Annotated in this window: 17 protein-coding genes; 6 read left to right on the top strand and 11 right to left on the bottom strand. The window is 39.9% G+C overall.

Features of this window, described 5'->3' with window-relative positions; genetic code table 11:
* The first annotated feature begins 278 nt into the window (after positions 1 to 278).
* Positions 279 to 1,301, top strand: a complete 1,023-nt coding sequence (locus tag J2X77_RS12460) for a LacI family DNA-binding transcriptional regulator (RefSeq protein WP_209579141.1) — start codon at positions 279 to 281, stop codon at positions 1,299 to 1,301.
* 140 nt (positions 1,302 to 1,441) lie between these two features.
* On the opposite strand, the gene uxuA is transcribed toward J2X77_RS12460, so the two are convergent.
* From uxuA to ettA, 9 genes are all read right to left on the bottom strand, one after another.
* Entirely contained in the window at positions 1,442 to 2,602 is a 1,161-nt protein-coding gene (uxuA, locus tag J2X77_RS12455) for a mannonate dehydratase (RefSeq protein WP_209579140.1), read from the bottom strand.
* Positions 2,603 to 2,614: 12 nt separating this feature from the next.
* The gene (locus J2X77_RS12450; RefSeq protein ID WP_209579139.1) at positions 2,615 to 3,433 is read right to left on the bottom strand and encodes an SDR family oxidoreductase; all 819 of its coding nucleotides are present in this window, start codon (positions 3,431 to 3,433) and stop codon (positions 2,615 to 2,617) included.
* Positions 3,434 to 3,538: 105 nt separating this feature from the next.
* Positions 3,539 to 3,700 carry a cbb3-type cytochrome oxidase assembly protein CcoS gene (ccoS, locus tag J2X77_RS12445; RefSeq protein WP_209579138.1) on the bottom strand — a complete coding sequence of 54 codons (162 nt, stop codon included), beginning with the start codon at positions 3,698 to 3,700 and terminating at the stop codon, positions 3,539 to 3,541.
* Positions 3,701 to 3,705: 5 nt separating this feature from the next.
* Positions 3,706 to 6,099 carry a heavy metal translocating P-type ATPase metal-binding domain-containing protein gene (locus J2X77_RS12440; protein ID WP_209579137.1) on the bottom strand — a complete coding sequence of 798 codons (2,394 nt, stop codon included), beginning with the start codon at positions 6,097 to 6,099 and terminating at the stop codon, positions 3,706 to 3,708.
* 9 nt (positions 6,100 to 6,108) lie between these two features.
* On the bottom strand, positions 6,109 to 7,479 hold the full coding sequence (gene hemN, locus J2X77_RS12435; RefSeq protein ID WP_310080982.1) for an oxygen-independent coproporphyrinogen III oxidase: 1,371 nt from the start codon (positions 7,477 to 7,479) through the stop codon (positions 6,109 to 6,111).
* 1 nt (position 7,480) lies between these two features.
* Positions 7,481 to 7,897 (bottom strand): lactate dehydrogenase, encoded by a 417-nt coding sequence (locus J2X77_RS12430; protein WP_209579136.1) that lies wholly within the window; start codon positions 7,895 to 7,897, stop codon positions 7,481 to 7,483.
* 245 nt (positions 7,898 to 8,142) lie between these two features.
* Positions 8,143 to 9,210: a response regulator gene (locus J2X77_RS12425; RefSeq protein ID WP_209579135.1), complete on the bottom strand. Its 1,068-nt coding sequence runs from the start codon at positions 9,208 to 9,210 to the stop codon at positions 8,143 to 8,145.
* 68 nt (positions 9,211 to 9,278) lie between these two features.
* Positions 9,279 to 10,463: a PAS domain-containing sensor histidine kinase gene (locus J2X77_RS12420; RefSeq protein ID WP_209579134.1), complete on the bottom strand. Its 1,185-nt coding sequence runs from the start codon at positions 10,461 to 10,463 to the stop codon at positions 9,279 to 9,281.
* 9 nt (positions 10,464 to 10,472) lie between these two features.
* Positions 10,473 to 12,155 carry an energy-dependent translational throttle protein EttA gene (gene ettA / locus J2X77_RS12415; protein ID WP_209579133.1) on the bottom strand — a complete coding sequence of 561 codons (1,683 nt, stop codon included), beginning with the start codon at positions 12,153 to 12,155 and terminating at the stop codon, positions 10,473 to 10,475.
* A 185-nt stretch (positions 12,156 to 12,340) separates the two neighbouring features.
* On the opposite strand from ettA, the gene J2X77_RS12410 reads away from it, so the two are divergent.
* Together J2X77_RS12410 and J2X77_RS12405 are read left to right on the top strand one after the other, a co-directional pair.
* Complete coding sequence (locus J2X77_RS12410; RefSeq protein ID WP_209579132.1) at positions 12,341 to 14,866, top strand: ATP-dependent Clp protease ATP-binding subunit; 2,526 nt, start codon at positions 12,341 to 12,343, stop codon at positions 14,864 to 14,866.
* Positions 14,867 to 15,003: 137 nt separating this feature from the next.
* Positions 15,004 to 15,420, top strand: coding sequence for a hypothetical protein (locus tag J2X77_RS12405; RefSeq protein ID WP_209579131.1), 417 nt, complete (start codon positions 15,004 to 15,006; stop codon positions 15,418 to 15,420).
* Between the two features lie 64 nt (positions 15,421 to 15,484).
* Here the strand turns inward: J2X77_RS12405 and recN are convergent, their stop codons facing one another.
* Positions 15,485 to 17,146, bottom strand: coding sequence for a DNA repair protein RecN (gene recN / locus J2X77_RS12400; protein WP_209579130.1), 1,662 nt, complete (start codon positions 17,144 to 17,146; stop codon positions 15,485 to 15,487).
* Between the two features lie 301 nt (positions 17,147 to 17,447).
* On the opposite strand from recN, the gene J2X77_RS12395 reads away from it, so the two are divergent.
* Positions 17,448 to 18,062: a sprT domain-containing protein gene (locus tag J2X77_RS12395; RefSeq protein ID WP_209579129.1), complete on the top strand. Its 615-nt coding sequence runs from the start codon at positions 17,448 to 17,450 to the stop codon at positions 18,060 to 18,062.
* A 68-nt stretch (positions 18,063 to 18,130) separates the two neighbouring features.
* Positions 18,131 to 18,544: a hypothetical protein gene (locus J2X77_RS12390; protein WP_209579128.1), complete on the top strand. Its 414-nt coding sequence runs from the start codon at positions 18,131 to 18,133 to the stop codon at positions 18,542 to 18,544.
* Between the two features lie 172 nt (positions 18,545 to 18,716).
* Here the strand turns inward: J2X77_RS12390 and J2X77_RS12385 are convergent, their stop codons facing one another.
* Positions 18,717 to 18,977, bottom strand: coding sequence for a hypothetical protein (locus tag J2X77_RS12385; protein WP_209579127.1), 261 nt, complete (start codon positions 18,975 to 18,977; stop codon positions 18,717 to 18,719).
* Positions 18,978 to 19,604: 627 nt separating this feature from the next.
* On the opposite strand from J2X77_RS12385, the gene J2X77_RS12380 reads away from it, so the two are divergent.
* Positions 19,605 to 20,120, top strand: a complete 516-nt coding sequence (locus J2X77_RS12380) for a hypothetical protein (RefSeq protein ID WP_209579126.1) — start codon at positions 19,605 to 19,607, stop codon at positions 20,118 to 20,120.
* Positions 20,121 to 20,236: the final 116 nt, after the last annotated feature.

The raw sequence follows: 20,236 nt of genomic DNA, 5'->3' as shown, positions 1-20,236 counted from the left end.
GGCCAATGGAGGGCATTTAAACCTGCATCATATCATGGGTTAGTTTAGGGTTTAGTTAGGGTTTAGTTAGGGTTAGTTTAGGTTTAGTATAGGTATAAGCTATACTAAACCTAACTTAAGGCTAAGCTATAGGTAAACAAAAACCAAACTAAGGGATAAGAAGGTGGTAACGGTGTATTGCGTAACATGCCTGCTACAGTGTAACAATGCAAGCATATAAAAATGCTTATATACATTTTTTTATGTAGATTTATCTTCTTAAAATAACCAACAAAGCGATGAGCAGAACTACCCTGAAAGATATAGCATTGGCACTCAATATTTCTGTTTCTACGGTTTCCAAAGCATTATCGGACAGTTATGAAATAAGTGAAGCCACTAAAAAGATCGTTCAGGAATATGCCAAAAAGCATAATTTCCAACCAAATAAGTTGGCAAGAAGCTTAAAAATAGGAAAGTCCAACACCATAGGAGTTATCGTATCCAATATCAGTAATACATTCGTTTCACAAATTTTGGATGGGATCCAAATAGCCTCTCAGCAAACCGTGTATGATGTTATTTTCATGCAAAGCCGGGAAGACGAACGGATTGAGAAAAATTGTATTGACGTCTTGCGTATGCGTGGAATTGATGGCTTAATGATAGCTCCGGTATCTTCAGATTCAAATATTGATGAACTAAAAGCATTGATAAAATCTCAGATACCAGTTGTTATCTTTGATCGTATCAACCACCAGCTTGATACATTTAAGGTGGGTGTCAATAATTTTCAAGGCGCCTACAATGCCACAAAGCATCTCACCGAGCAGGGTAAAAAAAGCATATTGCATATTACGGGAAAGAACTTGGGTGTGGCAACCGAACGATTAAATGGCTTTATATCTGCTTTATCAGACGCGGGAATTCCTTTTGATAATAAACACCATATTGAATGTAGTTTGAATAACACCAAAGATATAGACCAAACAATTCGAGAAGTTTTGCTTAAAGAATGTATTGAAAACAAAAATATCGATGCAATTTTCGGTGCTACAGATGTTATTACAACCCGGACGCTGGGTATTTTGGCCGATCTTCAGATCCAGGTTCCTTCTGAGGTAGCTGTAATTGGCTTTTCAAATACACAAATTGCAGCTTCATTAAATCCGGCACTATCCACAGTTGTACAGCCGGCAATAGAAATTGGGGAACTAGCGACAAACAAACTAATCGCCACCATTAATCAAACAAGACCAATACATGAATTTGAAACGATTGAGCTCCCGACACAGCTTATTATTCGCAAATCTTCCCTATAATGTTTGCCATTATAGTGTTTGTCCACATAATTAAAATAAAAGTCGGAAAATAAGAGGTAAGCGCCCCTATTTTCCGACTATCATTGCGTCTGATCTAAATTACCGCATAAGATCGCTAATCTTTACGTGAATTATTGGCATCATTCACCAATAATACCATATTCTAAACCCCGCAATTCAGCTAGCCCTCTCAGTCTTCCAATCGCAGAGTATCCTGGATTTGTCACCTTATTTAGGTCATCCAACATCTGATGGCCATGATCGGGCCTGAATGGAATAGCTATCGATCTCAATTGATTTTCAGCAACCAATATCTTCATAACTTTATACATATTGACATCACCATCCAAGTGGTCTGCTTCGTAAAAACTCCCGATCGCATCCTTCTTCACATTACGTAAGTGAACAAAGTTTACACGCCCTTTGATTTTTTCTAGGATAGCTGGCAAATCGTTTGTCTGACTGGCACCCAATGATCCTGTGCAAAAACAAACACCATTGAATTGCTGTGGAACTGCATTCAGAAAGTAGTCAAAATCTTCGCCATTACTGGCAATGCGGGGTAAACCTAAAATAGGATACGGTGGATCATCTGGATGAATGGTCATACATATACCGTTCTCCTCACAAGTCGATGCAATCCCCTGAAGGAAATAGATCAGATTATCGCGTAAACCGTCTTTTCCAATATGTTTATAGGTATTAAGGCTCGCTTTCAATGCGTCCAATTCCACACTTTTTTCTCCGGGGATTCCCATTAAAACAACATTTGCCAATTCCTGCTTTTGCTGTTCAGAAATTTCATCATAACGTAAAGCCGCCTGTTTGACAACAGCTTCTGGATATGCTGACCTAGCTTCATCACGTTTTAATATAAATATATCAAAGAGAGCCAGATCAATCCAATCAAAATATAAGGCTTTTGAGCCATCTACCATGGTTAAATCCAATTGGGTACGTGTCCAATCCAGCACTGGCATAAAATTATAGCAAATCGTCTTGATACCACATTTCGCCAGATTAACTAATGTCGTGTTATATTTTTGAAGATACTCATCCACCTTTGCCCCTTTTGTCTTAATCTCCTCATGTACCGTCACACTTTCCACCACAGACCAAGTAAGGCCAGCATCTTCAATAATGCGTTTCCTTTCTTGAATATCCGGAAGTGGCCATACCTCACCGTGTGGAATGTGATGTAGGGCTGTCACAATACCAGTTGCTCCAGCCTGTTTAATATCCTGTAAAGATACGGGGTCATTTGGACCATACCAACGCCATGTTTGTTCTAGTTTTCTCATCTTAAAACGTAATTATACGCCGCACCACGCATTAAAGCCGCCATCTACAAAAACAGTTTCGCCTGTCACAAAAGCCGATGCATCGCTCAATAAATAGATTAAAGTCCCTTTTAACTCACGCGGGTCACCCAAGCGATTATAGGGTGTTGCATTAAGAATACGTTTAGTACGATCACTATGTGTACCGTCGGGATTGATCAATAAGTTTTTGTTTTGCTTGGTTAAGAATACTCCTGGCGCAATCGCATTAACACGAACCTGATCACCGTAACGCTGCGCAAGTTCTGTTGCCATCCACTTTGTATAGCCATCGATTCCGTGTTTTGCTACGGTATAGCCCAAAACACGCGTGAAGGGACGACTAGCAGTAAGGGAAGATATATTAACAATGACCCCCTTTCCGCTTTCTGCAATCACCCGGCCAATAATATGGGTAGGAATCATCGTACCATACAGGTTAAGCTCAATGGCTTTGATGGTATCCTGAATATTGCTGGCAAACAGATCTTGATCGGCACCGATTGTTGCACCTGGAATATTACCGCCAACCGCGTTAACTAAGGCGTCTATTCTCCCCCACTTTTGCAACACTTCATCCTTCGCCCTGGTGACATCCTGTTCGTTCATGATGTCTACTTCCACAAATATAGCTTCGCCGCCTAGGGACTCCACTTGCTGAACACGCTCTACACCGATCTGTCCATTACGTCCCAGGATTGCGACCTTGGCCTCTGCCTCGGCTAATGCCTCCACAAATGCCTCACCTAAAATTCCTGTACCGCCCGTAATTACGACTACCTTATCTTTTAATGTAAATGGATTATTATGCATAAATTTTTGATTCAAATTGGTATTTACCCCCAATTTTATTGATAATAACCTTAAATACAAAGAAAAGTAATTGATTTAATTACGATAACGTTTTAGTTACGCCACCTATTTTTCATCTCCTTCTGTCATTTCGTCATCAAACAGAATCCGAATAGCAGGTGTATAGGTATCGTTATGCTGACCAGTCTTATTTGCCCAAAAAAAAGCGCATAGAAAAACCAGGGCCAACAACACACTACACCCGATCAGAATATATATTATTTCCATAAGAACTAGAGTTTACGGCGTTTGGCATACCATCTTGTCATAAGACTTGTAAAGGAGATGATGGTTACCGTACTTATTGGCATTAGAATCGCTGCAAATAACGGCGACATAATACCCTGCACTGCAAAGCTCAACCCAATTACGTTATATAATAGTGAAATGCCAAAGCTCATATGTATTACTTTTACCGCATCCTTGCTAAAAGCGAAGAAATCCGGCATTTTTGAAAATGACTCCCCATCGAGTATCGCATCGCAGCCCGGTGAAAAGTTATTGATATCATCGCTTACAGCGATTCCAAGATCAGCCTTGCGCAATGCTCCTGCATCGTTAAGTCCGTCACCAATCATGCAGACATGCTTTCCAACCTCCTGAAAATTTTGAATTGTCTCAAGCTTTTCCATAGGTGATTGATTGAAAAGCAAACTTGCATTTGAAGGAAAAATGAGCTGCAACGCATCCAGACGTCTATCGTTATCACCAGAGATTAAATGGAGGTGATAATTTACTTTAAAATCTTCAATCAACGCCGAAAGACCATCCCGCCAGGATTGCTCCATAGTAAAGTATCCTTTTAGCTCGCCGCCAATGCGAACAAAAACCACCGACCCATCTGTTTTAATACGTCCAATATCAAGAAAACCTCCGCTACCGATTCTAACTTCATTACCATTTACCTTGGCCTGCATCCCCTTTCCAGGAAATTCCTTAAATTCCTGTACTGCACTAATAGAAGAGACGTTGAGCCACTTGACAATTTCGCGGCTCAATGGATGGCTGGAATTTCTACAAACAGCATTCAGCACCTCTTTGTCGACTGCTGAAAGGCTACCTTCGAAATAAATTGAGGTTGCCTTGGGTGATGATATTGTACCAGTCTTATCGAACACCAAGGTATCAATCGTTGCCATCTGTTCAATGGCAGCAGTATTTTTTACATAGAACTTATTTCGATCAAAAATACTTAACGCCGCAGAAAGGGTAAATGGAGAGCTCAACGCCAACGCACATGGACATGCGATAATCAATACCGCCGTAAAAGCTCCCCAAGCCCTGCTTGCATTTCCATCAACAGCCCAAAATAGCGCTGCCAATAGTGCAATAGCCAATAAAACAACAGTAAAATATTTACTTATAAAGTTGACAAAAGTCTGAAAATGTTTGTCATAATCTTTATAATTATCGTTATTCCACAATTTTGTCAAATAAGATTGTGAAATAGGTTTGACTACTTCAAGTTCTATCGCTTCGCCGGTTTGACGTCCGCCTGCATAGATAATTTCACCCAAGGTTTTGCTCATCGGGCTCGATTCTCCGGTCACGAAACTGAAATCGATCGCAGCATCCCCTTTTAAAAGCATCGCATCGGCAGGGATAATTTCGTTGTTGCGAACCAAGATACGATCACCTACACTGACGTCTGCCAGTTGTACGGGTCTGTCGCCAGATTCGGTCAATACGGTTACTGCGACGGGAAAATAACTGCGATAATCCCGTTCAAACGAGATATGATAATATGTACGTTGTTGTACCCATTTTCCGATCAATATAAAAAACACCAAGCTGCACAGCGTATCCGTAAAACCTGCGCCCGTCTGTGTAATCACTTCAAAAGCAGAACGCAAAAACAATACAAGAATCCCGAGGGCCAACGGCACATCCAGATTCAAACGTCTTTGTTTCAAGCTCAGGTAAGCCGATTTAAAATAGTCCCATGCACAATACAATAAGACAGGAATACCAAAGGCAAGGTTTATATAACCAAAGAAATTGGCATATTCCTTTTCAAAACTCCCCATTCCAAAATAATCGGGAAAGCTGAAGAGCATCGAATTTCCAAAACAGAAACCGGCAACAGCAATTTTTGCGACCAAAGGATTTAGATTATTCTTATTTCCTTCTTTAACAACATCCTGTAAAGTGATTTTAGGATCATAACCTATATTCACCAAAAGATAGACTAAATCTTTCAGTGGTAGTTCATTGTGATTGAATGTAATGCTCGCCTGCTTTTTCATAAAGTCCACACGCGATTGCAACACATGAGGGTTGAGTTTATATAAGTTTTCCAGCAGCCAGATGCAGGAGCTACAGTGAATAGCTGGAATATAAAAAGTGATGATGGTCATCTTATCATCTTTATAATCCACTAATTTACTGGCAATCTCGGGTTCATCCAGATAAGAAAAATCTTCATGCGTAGATTTGTTCGATTTACCAGGATGCTGATTATAGCGATAGTATTGTTGCATGCCACTATCGTTCAGCACCTGGTATACAGTCTGACATCCCAGGCAGCAAAAGTCATGATGATCTAGCCGATAGCCAGTTTCTTCGATTTTATCACCACAATGGAAACATTTTTCTGCAAGTTGCACTTCTTCCCTAAGCTCTCCCATTCCTTTGTTCTAAATTGCTTGACTAAATAATTGATTTCGTGTCCTTGAGCGCAATAATCGCTGGTCAAAGGCCATGCAGATATTTCTTAAAAAAGATCGGCCGACAACAGTACACGCTATAAGGTCGCCCGTTATCGTTACCAAACCGTCTGCTACGAGCTCGGATAATTCGTCTTTAATTTGTCCGTTTAACGGCTCACCTTCTTGCAACTGTACTTTACCTTTACACATCATATCTAAGATATAACGTCTTACAATGAGGTCCTCTTCATGGAGTAAATGCCCCTTTACAACTGGCAACTCGCCTGTTTCAATGAGCTTATGATATTCCTCTACCGTCTTTACGTTTTGAGCAAATGCACCCCAGGCGTCACTGATTGAAGAAACCCCTATACCGATGAGCAAGGGGCTAAATCGATCTGCATAGCCCATAAAATTACGGTGCAATCTTTCCTGTTGAAAGGCTACAAATAACTCATCTTCTTTTTTCGCAAAATGATCCATACCGACATCTTCATAGCCATGCGCCAAAATCATTTTTTTCCCAAGATTATAAAGGGCTAATTTGGCAGCACCACTGGGCAGGTCCGCTTCGGTATAATGCCGTTGACCAGGTTTTATCCAAGGCACGTGCGCATAGCTATAGAAGGAAATCCGATCAGGGCTTAGCTGCATTGCTTTTTGTATCGTATCTTCCACTGTAAATAGTGTTTGCTTAGGCAATCCATAGATCAAGTCGAAGTTAATGGAATCAAATCCAATTTTTCGCGCATTCAACATAACCAATTCCACTTCTTCCAATGTTTGTTGTCTGTTAATCACAAACTGGACAAGAGGATCAAAATCCTGTATACCCAAACTGAGCCGACGGAATCCCAAACTAAATAAAGTTTCTAAATGAGTGACTGTTGTGTTGGCAGGATGAGCTTCAAAGGAGAATGAACTGTCTGAGGCCACATCTGCGAGTTTGAGAATTCCTTCGATAAGCATCTTCAGATTATCCGGATGAAAAAAGGTTGGTGTCCCTCCTCCCAAATGTATCTCTGCCAGCACTGGTCTTTCGCCATTAAATAGAGCGACATACATCTCCCATTCTTTCAAAAGAGATGCGATATAGGGCTCTTCAACACGATGATTTTTTGTGATACGGGTGTTACAGCCGCAATAAGTACATAGGCTTTCACAAAAAGGAAGATGGATATATAAACTAATCCCTTTTTCTTTCGACTGCTGAAATGTCTGGTACACTTGAGCTGTCCAAGCCACTCTAGAAAATGTTTCGTTATCCCAAAAAGGAACAGTAGGATAGCTTGTATAGCGCGGTGCCGCTACGTTATATTTCCGCACCAATTCTTCCATTTTAACCTGCGTTGTCATCATTTTATTTTAGTTTTTTAGCACAGTCGTCTAAACAACAACAGGCTTTTCCCACACACTTTTCTATCCCCCATAGGTTGAGATTCCGAACAGTTTGCTCAGCCAATCCTTTTGGACTTTGATCTTCAAATGGGGCATTAGCAATCTGTATATTCAGATCGCCAGCCTTTGCCAGATCAATATGAGTAGTATCCTTACTTCTGGTCATAATCTTATTGATTCCTAACCCTTTTAAATTAAGTAGCATGCTCTCGTCCAAAATATCGCTCACGGAAATCACTACCGCATCCTTTCCACGCGCGTAGTTCTGTGTTTCCGCATTTAACCCATTTGAAATCAAAGTCAAATCATGTTGTTTGGCATTCGCCAGTGCCCAAAACTCTTTTTCAAATGATCTTACATTATATACTACTACTTTCATCCTGATTCTACAATCACCAATTAAGGTTTATCCTAAGAACAAAAGTAAATCATGCATAAGCGCAAAACCATGATATAGCACCACACCTTAAAATGATTTTTATCACAATTCGCAAATGCCTGTGACGATAGGAGCTGGGTATAAAGCTTCATTCAGAGCAACGACCTGCCCTTTCAGAGAAAAGGCGTGTTCAGAAAAACTGAACACGCCTTTAAAATATTATTTTTAAATCTCCGTTTCTTTACCTACTGTTTCACATCTCGAAGGTTCTTGATCGAATTGATATATATTTTACCTTTCTCTTTCGATATCAATTTTTCTTCTTTAAAATCTGAAAGCATACGGGAAACTGTTTCATTTGCAGTGCCTGCGATTGACGCCAAACCATCCCTTGTCACATCTATCGAACACGTATTGACGGCATTGATATTGATACCACTTTTCTCGGCAACACTGAGTAGCGCATTGGCGACACGTTTACGGACAGAGTGATAGGCAAACCCGAGTAATTGCTCTTCCTTTTCACGTAAATCGACAGAAAGAAGCTTAATAAACTTACTGGCTATTGCTGGTTTTTTCCAAAGCAACTCCAAAAAACTATCTTTTGGGATCAGTACAACTTCGCTTGGTTCAACCGCTTCAGCATAGTCTTCGTAATTATCATTCAACAAGATAGAGGCATAACCAAAGTAATTTCCCTCAATAAAAATACCTGTAGACAGTTCTCTTCCATCTTTATATGACTTAAAGCTACGCACCTGACCAGATTTCACAAAATAGACATATGTTGGCGAATCATCTTTTTCATAAATAGATTGTTTTTTCTTCACTGTCTTTACACGTGAATTAACAATGAGCTCCTGCAGCAACAGGACTTGCTCTTCGGCGTTCAAACTAAAATCTCCCTCTTGAGGGATATCTGCCGCGAGCTGTTCATGTCTTTTAAGGCGTACATCTATAGCGTTCATCAATTCGACATCATCAAAAGGTTTCGTCAAATAATCGTCTGCTCCCATTTCCATCGCTTTACGCATATCTGCACGCTCCGCTTTTGCAGTTAAAAAAATGAATGGGATTTTAGCTGTACTTTCAATTTTACTTAGCATAAATAACACCCCATATCCATCCAGCTCGGGCATCATGATGTCGCAGAGAATCAAATCAGGAATATGCCTGGTCGCCAGGTCAACTCCAATACGTCCATTTTCGGCCGTAATGACATCATACCTACCTGTCAACTCCAATATTTCGGTAGTTCCCTCCCGGATGTCAATATTATCTTCAATAATTAGAATTGTCTTTTTATTTCTCATCTGCAATTAGTTATTCTATCGTCATTATGTTTGAAACGTTTATGCCTCGTTTTATTACCAACTCCACTTTACCTAAAACTCACCCGGAATGAGGTTCCCTTATGCACTTCAGACTCAAATTCCATCTGACCTTCCATGAGTTCTATATACCTTTTTACGATATTCAGTCCCAATCCGGTTCCCGGGATGTTACCTGTGTTATGTGCTCGAAAAAATGGCTCAAACAAATGAACCTGATCTTCTTCGGGTATTCCAATACCGTTGTCCTTTACTGATATTAAGCAACCTTCCTCGTCGATACACGTTGTAAACTCAATTAATGTATCCTCTCCTGAATATTTGATCGCATTGGAAATGAGGTTGACCAAAGCATTTTTCAACAAATTAGAGTCTAAGGTAAAGTGGCCGATTTCTCCAGTATGCTGATAAACAATATGCTGATTTTTTTTACAGATCAACTGCATTTCCTCGGTGATTTCCTCAGCTAATTCGACCAAATTGATATATTGTTTATTTACTACAACAATACCAGTTTCGAGCTTCTCAAGGGAAAGAAAATCATTCAGAATACTGGTCAGCAATTGTACGGCCCCTTTGATCTTATTCGTATGTTTAATGATATTAACTTTATCATCCGGTCTTTCGGCATATTTTTCGATCAGAGAAGCCGACAGTTGAACGGAACTCAAAGGTGTTCGAAACTCATGCGAAGCCATTGACACAAAGCGAGATTTTAGCTGACTCAGTTCAATTTCTTTTTCCAGCGATTTAGAAACTTCTGCTTTGGCCTTTTCCAGTTCGGAAACTAAAGATATCAGATCACTCGTACGTTCGCTAACTTTATTCTCAAGTTCAACCGCATGCTGTCTAAGCATATCCTCGGCATCTTTCTCACGCGTTAGGTCATGAATAAATCCAGTAAAGATATTTTTATCCTTCAACCAGACTTCACTGACAGCCAATCGGAATGGAAATGTTTCGCCATTCTTTTTAAGCCCCATCACTTCGCGCCCAATTCCAATAATTTTTTTGTGGCCGGTAGTCTGATAGTTATGAATATAGGTATCATGATTACCGCGATCTGGCTCGGGCATCAGCATGGAGACATTGTGGCCAATTACCTCGTCTGCCTGATATCCAAACAGTTCCAGGGCAGCAGGGTTAATGCTTTCTACATTTCCCCTGTTGTCTATGGTAATAATGCCATCAATTGCATGATCAATTATAGCAGCTAACAGCCTTCCGCTTTCCATGATTTTATATTACTTTACCAGTTTTTTGTATTTAATGCGGTGTGGTGTCACGTCACCAATACGTTTTTTCCGATTTTCTTCATACTCGGTGTAGTTACCCTCAAAGAAATATACCTGTGAATCACCTTCAAAAGCGAGAATATGAGTACAAATCCGATCCAGAAACCATCTATCGTGTGAAATCACTACCGCACACCCGCCAAAGTTCTCTAATCCTTCCTCTAAGGCACGCAGTGTATTCACATCGATATCGTTCGTAGGCTCATCGAGCAAGAGTACATTGGATCCTTCTTTTAATGTGATCGCCAAATGTACACGATTCCTTTCCCCACCAGAGAGCACACCTACTTTCTTCTGCTGATCAGCGCCATTAAAATTAAATTTCGAAACATAAGCTCTCGAATTCACGGGGCGGTTACCCAACATCATATTGTCGCTGCCTCCTGTAATATTTTCCCAAACTGATTTTTCAGGGTCGAGGTCGTGGTGCATTTGGTCCACATAGCCCAATTTCACTGTTTCTCCCACCTTGAAAGACCCCGTATCTGGCGTTTCCTGTCCTGTAATGAGGCGGAACAAGGTCGTTTTACCCGCTCCATTTGGTCCAATAATCCCAACAATACCCGCGGGCGGCAACATAAAACTTAAATTTTCAAATAAAATACGATCCCCATAAGCTTTAGAGATATTCGTTGCCTCAATGACCGAGTTACCCAGACGTGGTCCTGGAGGAATAAACAATTCCAATTTTTCTTCACGTTCTTTGGTCTCTTCGGAGGCTAATTTTTCATAGTTATGCAATCTAGCTTTTGATTTGGCATGACGAGCTTTTGGTGCCATACGAACCCATTCAAGCTCACGTTCGAGCGTTTTTTGCCGTTTTGTTTCTTGTTTTTCCTCCTGCGCCAGACGTTTTGCTTTTTGATCTAGCCAAGAAGAATAATTTCCTTTCCAAGGAATTCCTTCGCCACGATCCAATTCAAGGATCCATCCGGCAACATTATCCAAGAAATAGCGGTCGTGGGTAACGGCAATAACAGTTCCTTTATATTGTTTTAAGTGTTGTTCTAACCAATCGATTGATTCCGCATCCAAGTGGTTGGTCGGCTCGTCCAGTAACAGCACATCCGGTTCCTGCAACAATAAACGACATAATGCTACACGTCTACGTTCACCACCTGACAAATTGACAATCTTCGCATCGGGTTCAGGACAACGTAAGGCATCCATAGCTCTTTCCAATTTTGAATCAATTTCCCAAGCGTTGGTGGCATCAATTTTATCTTGAAGTTCTCCTTGTCTCGTCAATAACCTGTCCATCTCATCGGCATTTTCATACACCTCTGGTAGGCCAAATTTCTCATTGATATCTTCGTATTCTTGTAATATTGCTGTAATTTCGGCAACACCTTCCTGTACCACTTCAAGCACAGTTTTTTCCAGATCCAATTGCGGCTCTTGTGCCAAATAACCCACAGAATACCCCGGGGAGAATACCACCTCGCCTTGATAAGATTTATCCAATCCAGCGATTATTTTCAATAGGGAAGATTTACCTGATCCGTTCAAACCAATCACGCCAATCTTGGCACCATAGAAAAAAGATAAATAGATATTTTTTAACACTTGTTTTTGAGGCGGATAGATTTTGTTGACACCCGCCATCGAAAAAATGATCTTCTCGTCTGACATAAAATTTAAAAAAATTCGAAAACTCTTGTTATATTAACATACAAATGTAATCTTTTATACTGACATTTTGGACGTATAACGGTCATGGCTTAATTGTTGATGACATTATTTAAAATAAATTTAAGGTTTAAAATGCAGAATTTACTACATTTATATATCCTTAATATAAAACAGAAAGGTATTCAATGGAAGCAAAATTTTCACCGCGCGTAAAGGATGTCATATCGTACAGTAGAGAGGAAGCTTTGAGATTGCGTCACGATTATATAGGAACAGAGCATTTATTGCTCGGTTTAATTCGTGAAGGCGATGGAATGGCGATAAAAATCCTTAAAAACATAGGCATTGACACGACAGCACTACGTCAATCTGTGGAAGACGCAGTGAAGGGAGCATCAGTTTCACGCGCTCCTATTGGCAACATGCCATTAACAAAACAGGCTGAAAAAGTTTTGAAGATTACTTATTTGGAGGCTAAAATATTCAAATCGGATATCATCGGAACGGAGCACCTATTATTGGCTATCTTACGAGATGAAGATAATATCGCTTCTCAGATTTTACAACAATACAATGTGACTTACGACATCTTCAAATCTGAAGTGGAGCAAAATAGAACCACCATTAAGGATGAGGCTCCGGGCTCTCCTACAGGCGATGATGATTTTGCTGAGGATGATCAGTATGTCCAACCTAAAAAGGTTTCGGATATCAAATCTAAAACTCCAGTATTGGACAACTTTGGCCGCGACTTGACCAAAGCTGCCGAAGAGGGTAAATTAGATCCTATTGTAGGTCGCGAAAAAGAAATTGAGCGTGTTTCTCAAATTTTATCCCGACGCAAAAAGAACAATCCCCTATTGATCGGTGAACCCGGCGTAGGTAAATCGGCGATTGCGGAAGGTCTTGCTCTTCGGATCGTTCAACGAAAGGTATCACGTGTATTATTCAACAAGCGGGTCGTCACATTGGATCTCGCATCCTTGGTTGCTGGCACAAAATATCGTGGTCAGTTTGAAGAGCGTATGAAAGCGGTCATGAACGAACTGGAAAAATCACCGGATGTCATTTTATTTATCGATGAGATTCACACGATAGTAGGTGCAGGTGGAGCTTCAGGATCGTTAGATGCTTCCAACATGTTCAAACCGGCTTTGGCAAGAGGCGAAATTCAATGTATCGGTGCAACAACATTAGACGAATACCGTCAATACATTGAAAAAGATGGTGCTTTGGACCGTCGTTTCCAACGCGTAACCATTGAGCCGGCTACACATGACGAAACGGTTGAGATATTGAACCGTATCAAAGAGAAATATGAAGATCACCACAATGTGACTTACACGCCCGAAGCTATTGAAGCCTGTGTATCGTTAACAACCCGTTATATTACGGATAGGTTTTTACCAGACAAGGCAATCGATGCTTTAGACGAAGCTGGCTCTCGTGTGCATTTGAACAACATACATGTCCCACAATCTATTATCGACATCGAGAATAAAATCGAAGAGGTAAAACTAGAGAAAAACAAGGTTGTTCGGAGTCAAAAATACGAGGAGGCTGCGAAGCTGCGTGATACAGAGAAGAAATTGATTGAAGAGCTCGAGAAAGAGAAAATAGCTTGGGAAGAAGAGACTAAATCTAAACGCTATACTGTTTCAGAGGAAAATGTTGCTGAAGTGGTGGCGATGATGACCGGTATCCCTGTGCAACGTGTTAGTCAGTCTGACAGCCAAAAACTGTTGAATATGGCGGAGTTGATGAAGGGAAGAATTATTGGTCAGGATGATGCTGTAGGAAAATTGGTGAAAGCAATCCAACGTACACGTGCAGGCTTGAAAGATCCTAAAAAACCAATTGGCTCCTTTATCTTCTTAGGTCCTACTGGTGTTGGTAAAACAGAATTGGCTAAAGAATTAGCCCGCTTTATGTTCGATACGGAAGATGCGCTTATTCAAATCGACATGAGTGAATACATGGAGAAATTTGCAGTCTCCCGCTTAGTTGGAGCGCCTCCAGGATATGTTGGATATGAAGAAGGCGGACAATTAACGGAAAAGGTACGTCGTAAACCTTATGCAGTCGTCTTACTGGATGAGATTGAGAAAGCGCACCCCGATGTTTTTAACCTTTTGTTACAGGTATTGGACGAAGGCCAATTAACCGACAGCTTAGGCCGCAAAGTGGACTTTCGAAATACCATTATTATTATGACGTCTAATATTGGTGCACGCCAATTGAAGGAATTTGGTCAAGGTGTGGGTTTCACTACTGCTGCAAAGTCACAACAGTCGGATGCACATTCTCGTGGAGTAATTGAAACAGCTCTAAAAAGAGCCTTTGCTCCAGAATTCTTGAACCGTATTGATGATGTGATTGTATTTAACTCATTGACGAAGGAAAATATCTTCAAAATCATCGATATTGAATTGAAGTCATTATTCAAGCGTATCGCAGATTTGGGTTATACCATCAATTTGACGGATGAAGCAAAAGATTTCATTGCGGATAAAGGTTATGACAGTAATTTCGGAGCACGTCCATTAAAACGGGCAATACAAAAGTATTTGGAAGATCCGATTGCGGAAGAAATCCTAAAAGGAACTGTACAAACTGGTTCGGTGTTGACGGTGAGCATTAATCCTGAAACGAAAGATATTGAGGTATCTAGTTCAGATTCTAAGTCTTCAAAAGATACTGCTGAGAAGTAAGCTATAGTCGTATCTAAAAATAATTTTATAAAAATGCACCTTTATGGTGCATTTTTTGTTATAAACAAAGTTGACGTTAAACTTTCGAACTATTTTATCGTCATATAATAAAAAATCTCACAAATAACACACACAATATGAAAAGACTTTTATTCGCAGCATTACTTGGAACCGCAGCTTTGGTTTCATTTTCTTCTTGTAAGAAGGAGTATATCACACAGGAAGTGAACGTTTTAGACGGCACAAGTTATGTGTTTCCTGTAAAATCGACAGAGTGGGTGAAAGAAGGCAATAACACTTATAGAAAAGACATCCAGATCTCAGATCTTGATAAACGTTATTATGAAGACGGTCACGTAAGTGTGGCCATCAATGTGGATGCTACACCTGATCGGTATGAAGCAATCCCATCAGAACTCTATGGATACCAGTTTTCATACAACTACTCCATTGGCGTAGTACGTATTTACGCTAATGACGTAAGTGGCACACCGGCCGCACCTGACAACATGATTGTTAAGGTCGTTCTAACTGACGCTACTATCGGAAACTAGTAAAAAATATAAAAATAACAATGCCTCAATAGTTAAATTCTTTTTGAGGCATTGTTGTATTTCATTACCCCTTCAACAACAACTCCGCATGTTCCAGCGCAGCATCCGTTGGATTGGCTCCGCTGAGCATCTGCGCTATTTCAGCAACCCTACCTGCAGTGTTCAATCGAATAATGTTGGATATTGTCCGATTGGCTTTATCCTCTTTGTACACTTTATAATGGGCAGCACCTTTAGCGGCAATCTGGGGTAAATGTGAAATAGCAATGACCTGCATATTCTCCGCTAAACTTTCCATTACTTCACCAACACGCAACGCCACCTCACCAGAGATTCCGGTATCGATTTCATCAAAAATAATAGTCGGCAAGGCAGAAGTTTTGGCAACTAATGATTTTATGGCTAACATCACCCGTGAAAGCTCACCTCCAGAGGCCACCTTATGGATGAATTGCATTTCCTGCCCTTTATTGGCAGAGAACAAAAATTGGATAGCATCCATTCCGGATTCCCTCATCTCTCCTTCCTTTAAGGGCTCTAAATTAATTTGAAGACGTGCATTGGGCATTCCGACATTTGCTAAGGTAGCTTGCACTTCTTTTGCGATTAACGCCAACACTTTGCTCCTGCTTACTGATAGTTCCCTAGCATTTTTCTGAGCAATGTTCAATTTAACGACTACCTCTTTTTCCAGCCGCTCCAATTGCTCATCGGAAGAATTTATGGCCATCAACTTGGACTCAAGCTCATCCCTCAGTCGAATAAGCTCCTCAACGGAGTCCACATGATGCTTCTTCTGTAATGAGTAAAGTAAGCTCAGGCGCTCATTAATTTCCAACAAAGTACCCTCGTCAATTTGTGTCTCTTCTTCAAGCGCACTTAACTCTGCGGCAACGTCCTTGAGCTCAATCCATGCGCTCTTTAACCGCGCAGCCAAATCTGCTGTTTCAGGAAGAAATGAAGTGATACCTTCCACTTGGTTCATAGCGTCCTTCAAACGGCTTAAAACAGCCGTATCATCATTTTCCAATAGCTGCGATGCACCGGTTAGCGCGCGCTTAATATCTTCTGCATTTTCTAATTGGCGCTGTTGTATTTCGAGCTGCCCCTGTTCATCTGACACCAATTGCGCTGCATCAAGTTCATCAAATTGGAACTGAAAATAATCTTGTTCTAATGCAGCCTTTTTTACCAGCTCCTTAAATTCTTCGAGTTCCTTTTTGGCTTTCTTATAAGCAAAGAAACTATCTCGATAATCTTGCTTTAATGCAAATGTGCCCGCGACACTGTCGACCACTAAAAATTGGAACTGTTCTGTATTGATCTGCAATGTTGCATGTTGAGAATGTACATCGATCAATTGTTCACCCAACTGCTTGAGAATAGTTAGGGTAACGGGAGAATCATTAATAAATGCTCGGGATTTACCATCTGGAGTGATTTCTCTTCGAATAATGGTATGATCTGCATAGTCTAGGTCATTTTCTTCGAAAAAATTGAGTAATTTGTAAGAACCTATTTTAAATTCTCCCTCAATCACACACTTCTTCGTTGGATCGAAAAAGTACTTTCCCTCTACTCTATTTCCTAAAATTAACGATAGGGCTCCCATAATAATGGATTTACCAGCCCCAGTCTCCCCGGTAATCATATTCAAACCTTTATCGAACTGGATTTCCAACTCGTTTATAAGCGCATAATTTTTAATATGTAAGGTATCCAGCATATTTTTAAAGGTCTTATTACAGTTTGGAGGAAATACCTTTCCTCATCATTTTGCATGTTAACATGACTTTTTCTACAGGTAATTTACCTAAAAATCAGACGATTTCAATACATTTTATTAAAAACATAGCTCCTCTGATCTATTGACATATCCGCACGTAACATTTACAAATACTAAATACTAAAAATAATATCATTTTTCCAAATTTAAAACTACTTTTTTTAGTAAATCAATTCTATTTTTGACAAAAGAATGTCGACATGGCGCTTTATTAACATGAATAAATTCCTATTTTTATGTCATGCAAGATTATAGTGCTACACTAAGAAAATACATGCCCGAAGAAGCAGCTCCAATCATATCCAAGTGGATTAATCATACGCAGTGTTTATTTAAGATCTCTCGTTCCAGGAGTACCAAGCTAGGAGATTACCGCGCTCCGTATAGAGGAAGCCCGCACCGTATCTCGGTTAACCATGACTTAAACTCTTATTCATTTTTGATTACGACGATTCACGAATTTGCACATTTACAAACGTGGAATAAACATCAGCATCGTGTCAAGCCACACGGTACGGAGTGGAAAAATAATTTTAAGGAACTAATGAGACCATTTCTTGAACTGAATATTTTCCCAACCGACATCAGCCAGGCTATTCACTGCTATATGGAAAACCCGGCAGCATCGAGCTGCACCGACCTCCACCTGTTTCGTACCTTAAAGTTATATGACACCGTCAAAAGCAGCGCCCTTACGGTAGAATCCTTAGAGGATGGGCACTTCTTTAAATTAAAAAATGGGCGTTCATTTCAGCGTATTGAAAAGATAAGGAAACGTTATAAATGCATGGAATTGGCCAGCAAGCGTATGTACCTATTCCATCCAATTGCGGAGGTATTTCTGTTGGAACAATGATTTTTAACAAATACATTCAATATATTTTTATCTTTGCTAACTTAGGAAATAATTAAAAGAGAGCTTTTATGTTACATTTACACTCGACTATAGCAATTGTCTTATTGCTAGCCCTGGTGATATCGATCGTGATCACCCTATCAAACTATCTAGGCAACAAACCGTACAACCGTAAAATTGCTTTATTGGGTTTCATCGCATCGCATATTCAATTAGTGGTGGGATTGATTTTATTCTTTTATTTAAAGTACCCTTCGATGATCTCTGGTGCTGTAATGAAAGATCCTTCGTTACGATTTAAAATCATCGAACACCCGTTGACCATGATTATTGCTATTGTATTGATCACCATTGGTTATTCTAAAGCTAAAAAGATTGAAAATGCAAAAAAAGCAAATCAAACCGTTTTGATTTTCTTCATCATCGGTTTAATCTTGATGCTTGCTCGTATTCCTTGGTCGACTTGGTCACTTTTCGCTTAATAGCACGCGACACACGATATAAAAAAAGCCTTCCAATTGGAAGGCTTTTTTTATATATGATATTTGTATTTGACAATCCACCTGTATTGTTAACGTCCTAGATCATTCGCTTTATACGTCACAAAAAAAGCCTCAGTAAACTGAGGCTTTAGATATCTTCGCTGAGTAGTAATTAGTCACGGTTTTTTCCAAATCCCAAAATTCCGAACACGGTTTTGAAAGCGATAAGTGCGCCTACGATCATGGAGATGTTAGCTATCGCGGAAAACAAAAATGTTTGTTGACCCATAGACGTACAAACATCCGGTACAAAACGGATAAATGTACCTATTAAACCTAAAGCGATCGCTACTACCAATGTTTTGTAGTAATGTGTTTGATTCGCATTATTATCAGTTGTCTTTGGACCTCTTGGTTGTACAGTTTCTGCCATTTCAATTTCGATTTTATTCGATACAAATGTACAAAATATTCTATGTTTGAAAAATAAATTTGAAAAAAGCAGCGATCATCAATTATTCAGTATATTTCTGTTCATATTTTTCTTTTTTTCGCCTGTAATCATGCGGATGCTCTTTCGTAATATGATATTCACCACAGTGGATGCAACCGTACGGATAGCGTTGCTTTCCTTTCCTGCCCCACTGCCATATCGGTGCTTCCTTCGATTTCTCCCCGGTAGCCACTTCTTATAGCCATTTTAACCAATGAATAAAAAAGCTTGCTTCGCTCCTACTATTAAAACGCACCTTTCCGGTTGCGCGACATTTGCGTCGCTCAATCAAGCTATTTATTTCAAAAGTAGTGAATACTTCATTGATAAACTGCTTTTTGCTCCCCATGTTACTTGCTCCTTTCTCACTTAAATTTTCTGTCACTACTATCTAATAGTCGCATTGCCACCCTATCACGTTTATCCTCCGTGCAAAAGCTGATCATCCCTTTTGATTCATATAGCAGCACACCTGCCTGACGGATGGCAGCACATACTTCTTCCCGACTACTCTGATAACAGATAGCTACTGAAATATGCTTGTCCTTTGGGATACATTCCCATCTTTTGATCGTAAAACCTTCCCAAAGGCTTATCTGCCAAGTGATAAAACGGTTAAACGAAATAGACATTCGCGATGATGAGCTCTCGTTTCTACTTGGCAAGCCTAATAATTATGTCTTTAGTTTCATTATCAAGCCAAGCGATAAGAATCGATTCAACGAAGATCAATTAGATCTTCTCCCCTTTCTTCTCCAATTTCCTTTTTCAAAGATTATAGTGAATGGAACAAAAGATGCAAATATTCAATTACACCATACCAAAGCTATTGACGAAGATGGTTATAAAGGATTTTCCCATATCATTTATTCTGAAAAAGGAGAAGGCACACGCATCATATGGAAAAAGAAAAATGCGCCGAAAGGCAGCACCCGAAAAACTAACAGACCTCTGCTCGAACTTCTTAAAACTTGGATAGAACAAAGCTATTTTGACAGACAAGTTAATGCCTTGGAAATTTTCAAAAGGCTTAAAGCAGAATCAAGCATTAAATTTAGAGTTAGCGACATTGAAAGTGCATGAAGATTCTATGTGGTAGCAGTCAAGCTCTATTGCAGAAAGATTCTATTGATGGAGTGCTGAGGTATTGGAAGGAAGAACTCTAAAAGAAGTGATGTGACAGTTCAATTTACAATACC

Origin of the sequence: Sphingobacterium sp. 2149 (assembly GCF_031455655.1) — a bacterium.
Taxonomy (GTDB): Bacteria; Bacteroidota; Bacteroidia; order Sphingobacteriales; family Sphingobacteriaceae; genus Sphingobacterium.
The sequence above is the reverse complement of the archived record's forward strand: the minus strand, read 5'-3'. Positions and strand labels throughout refer to the sequence as shown.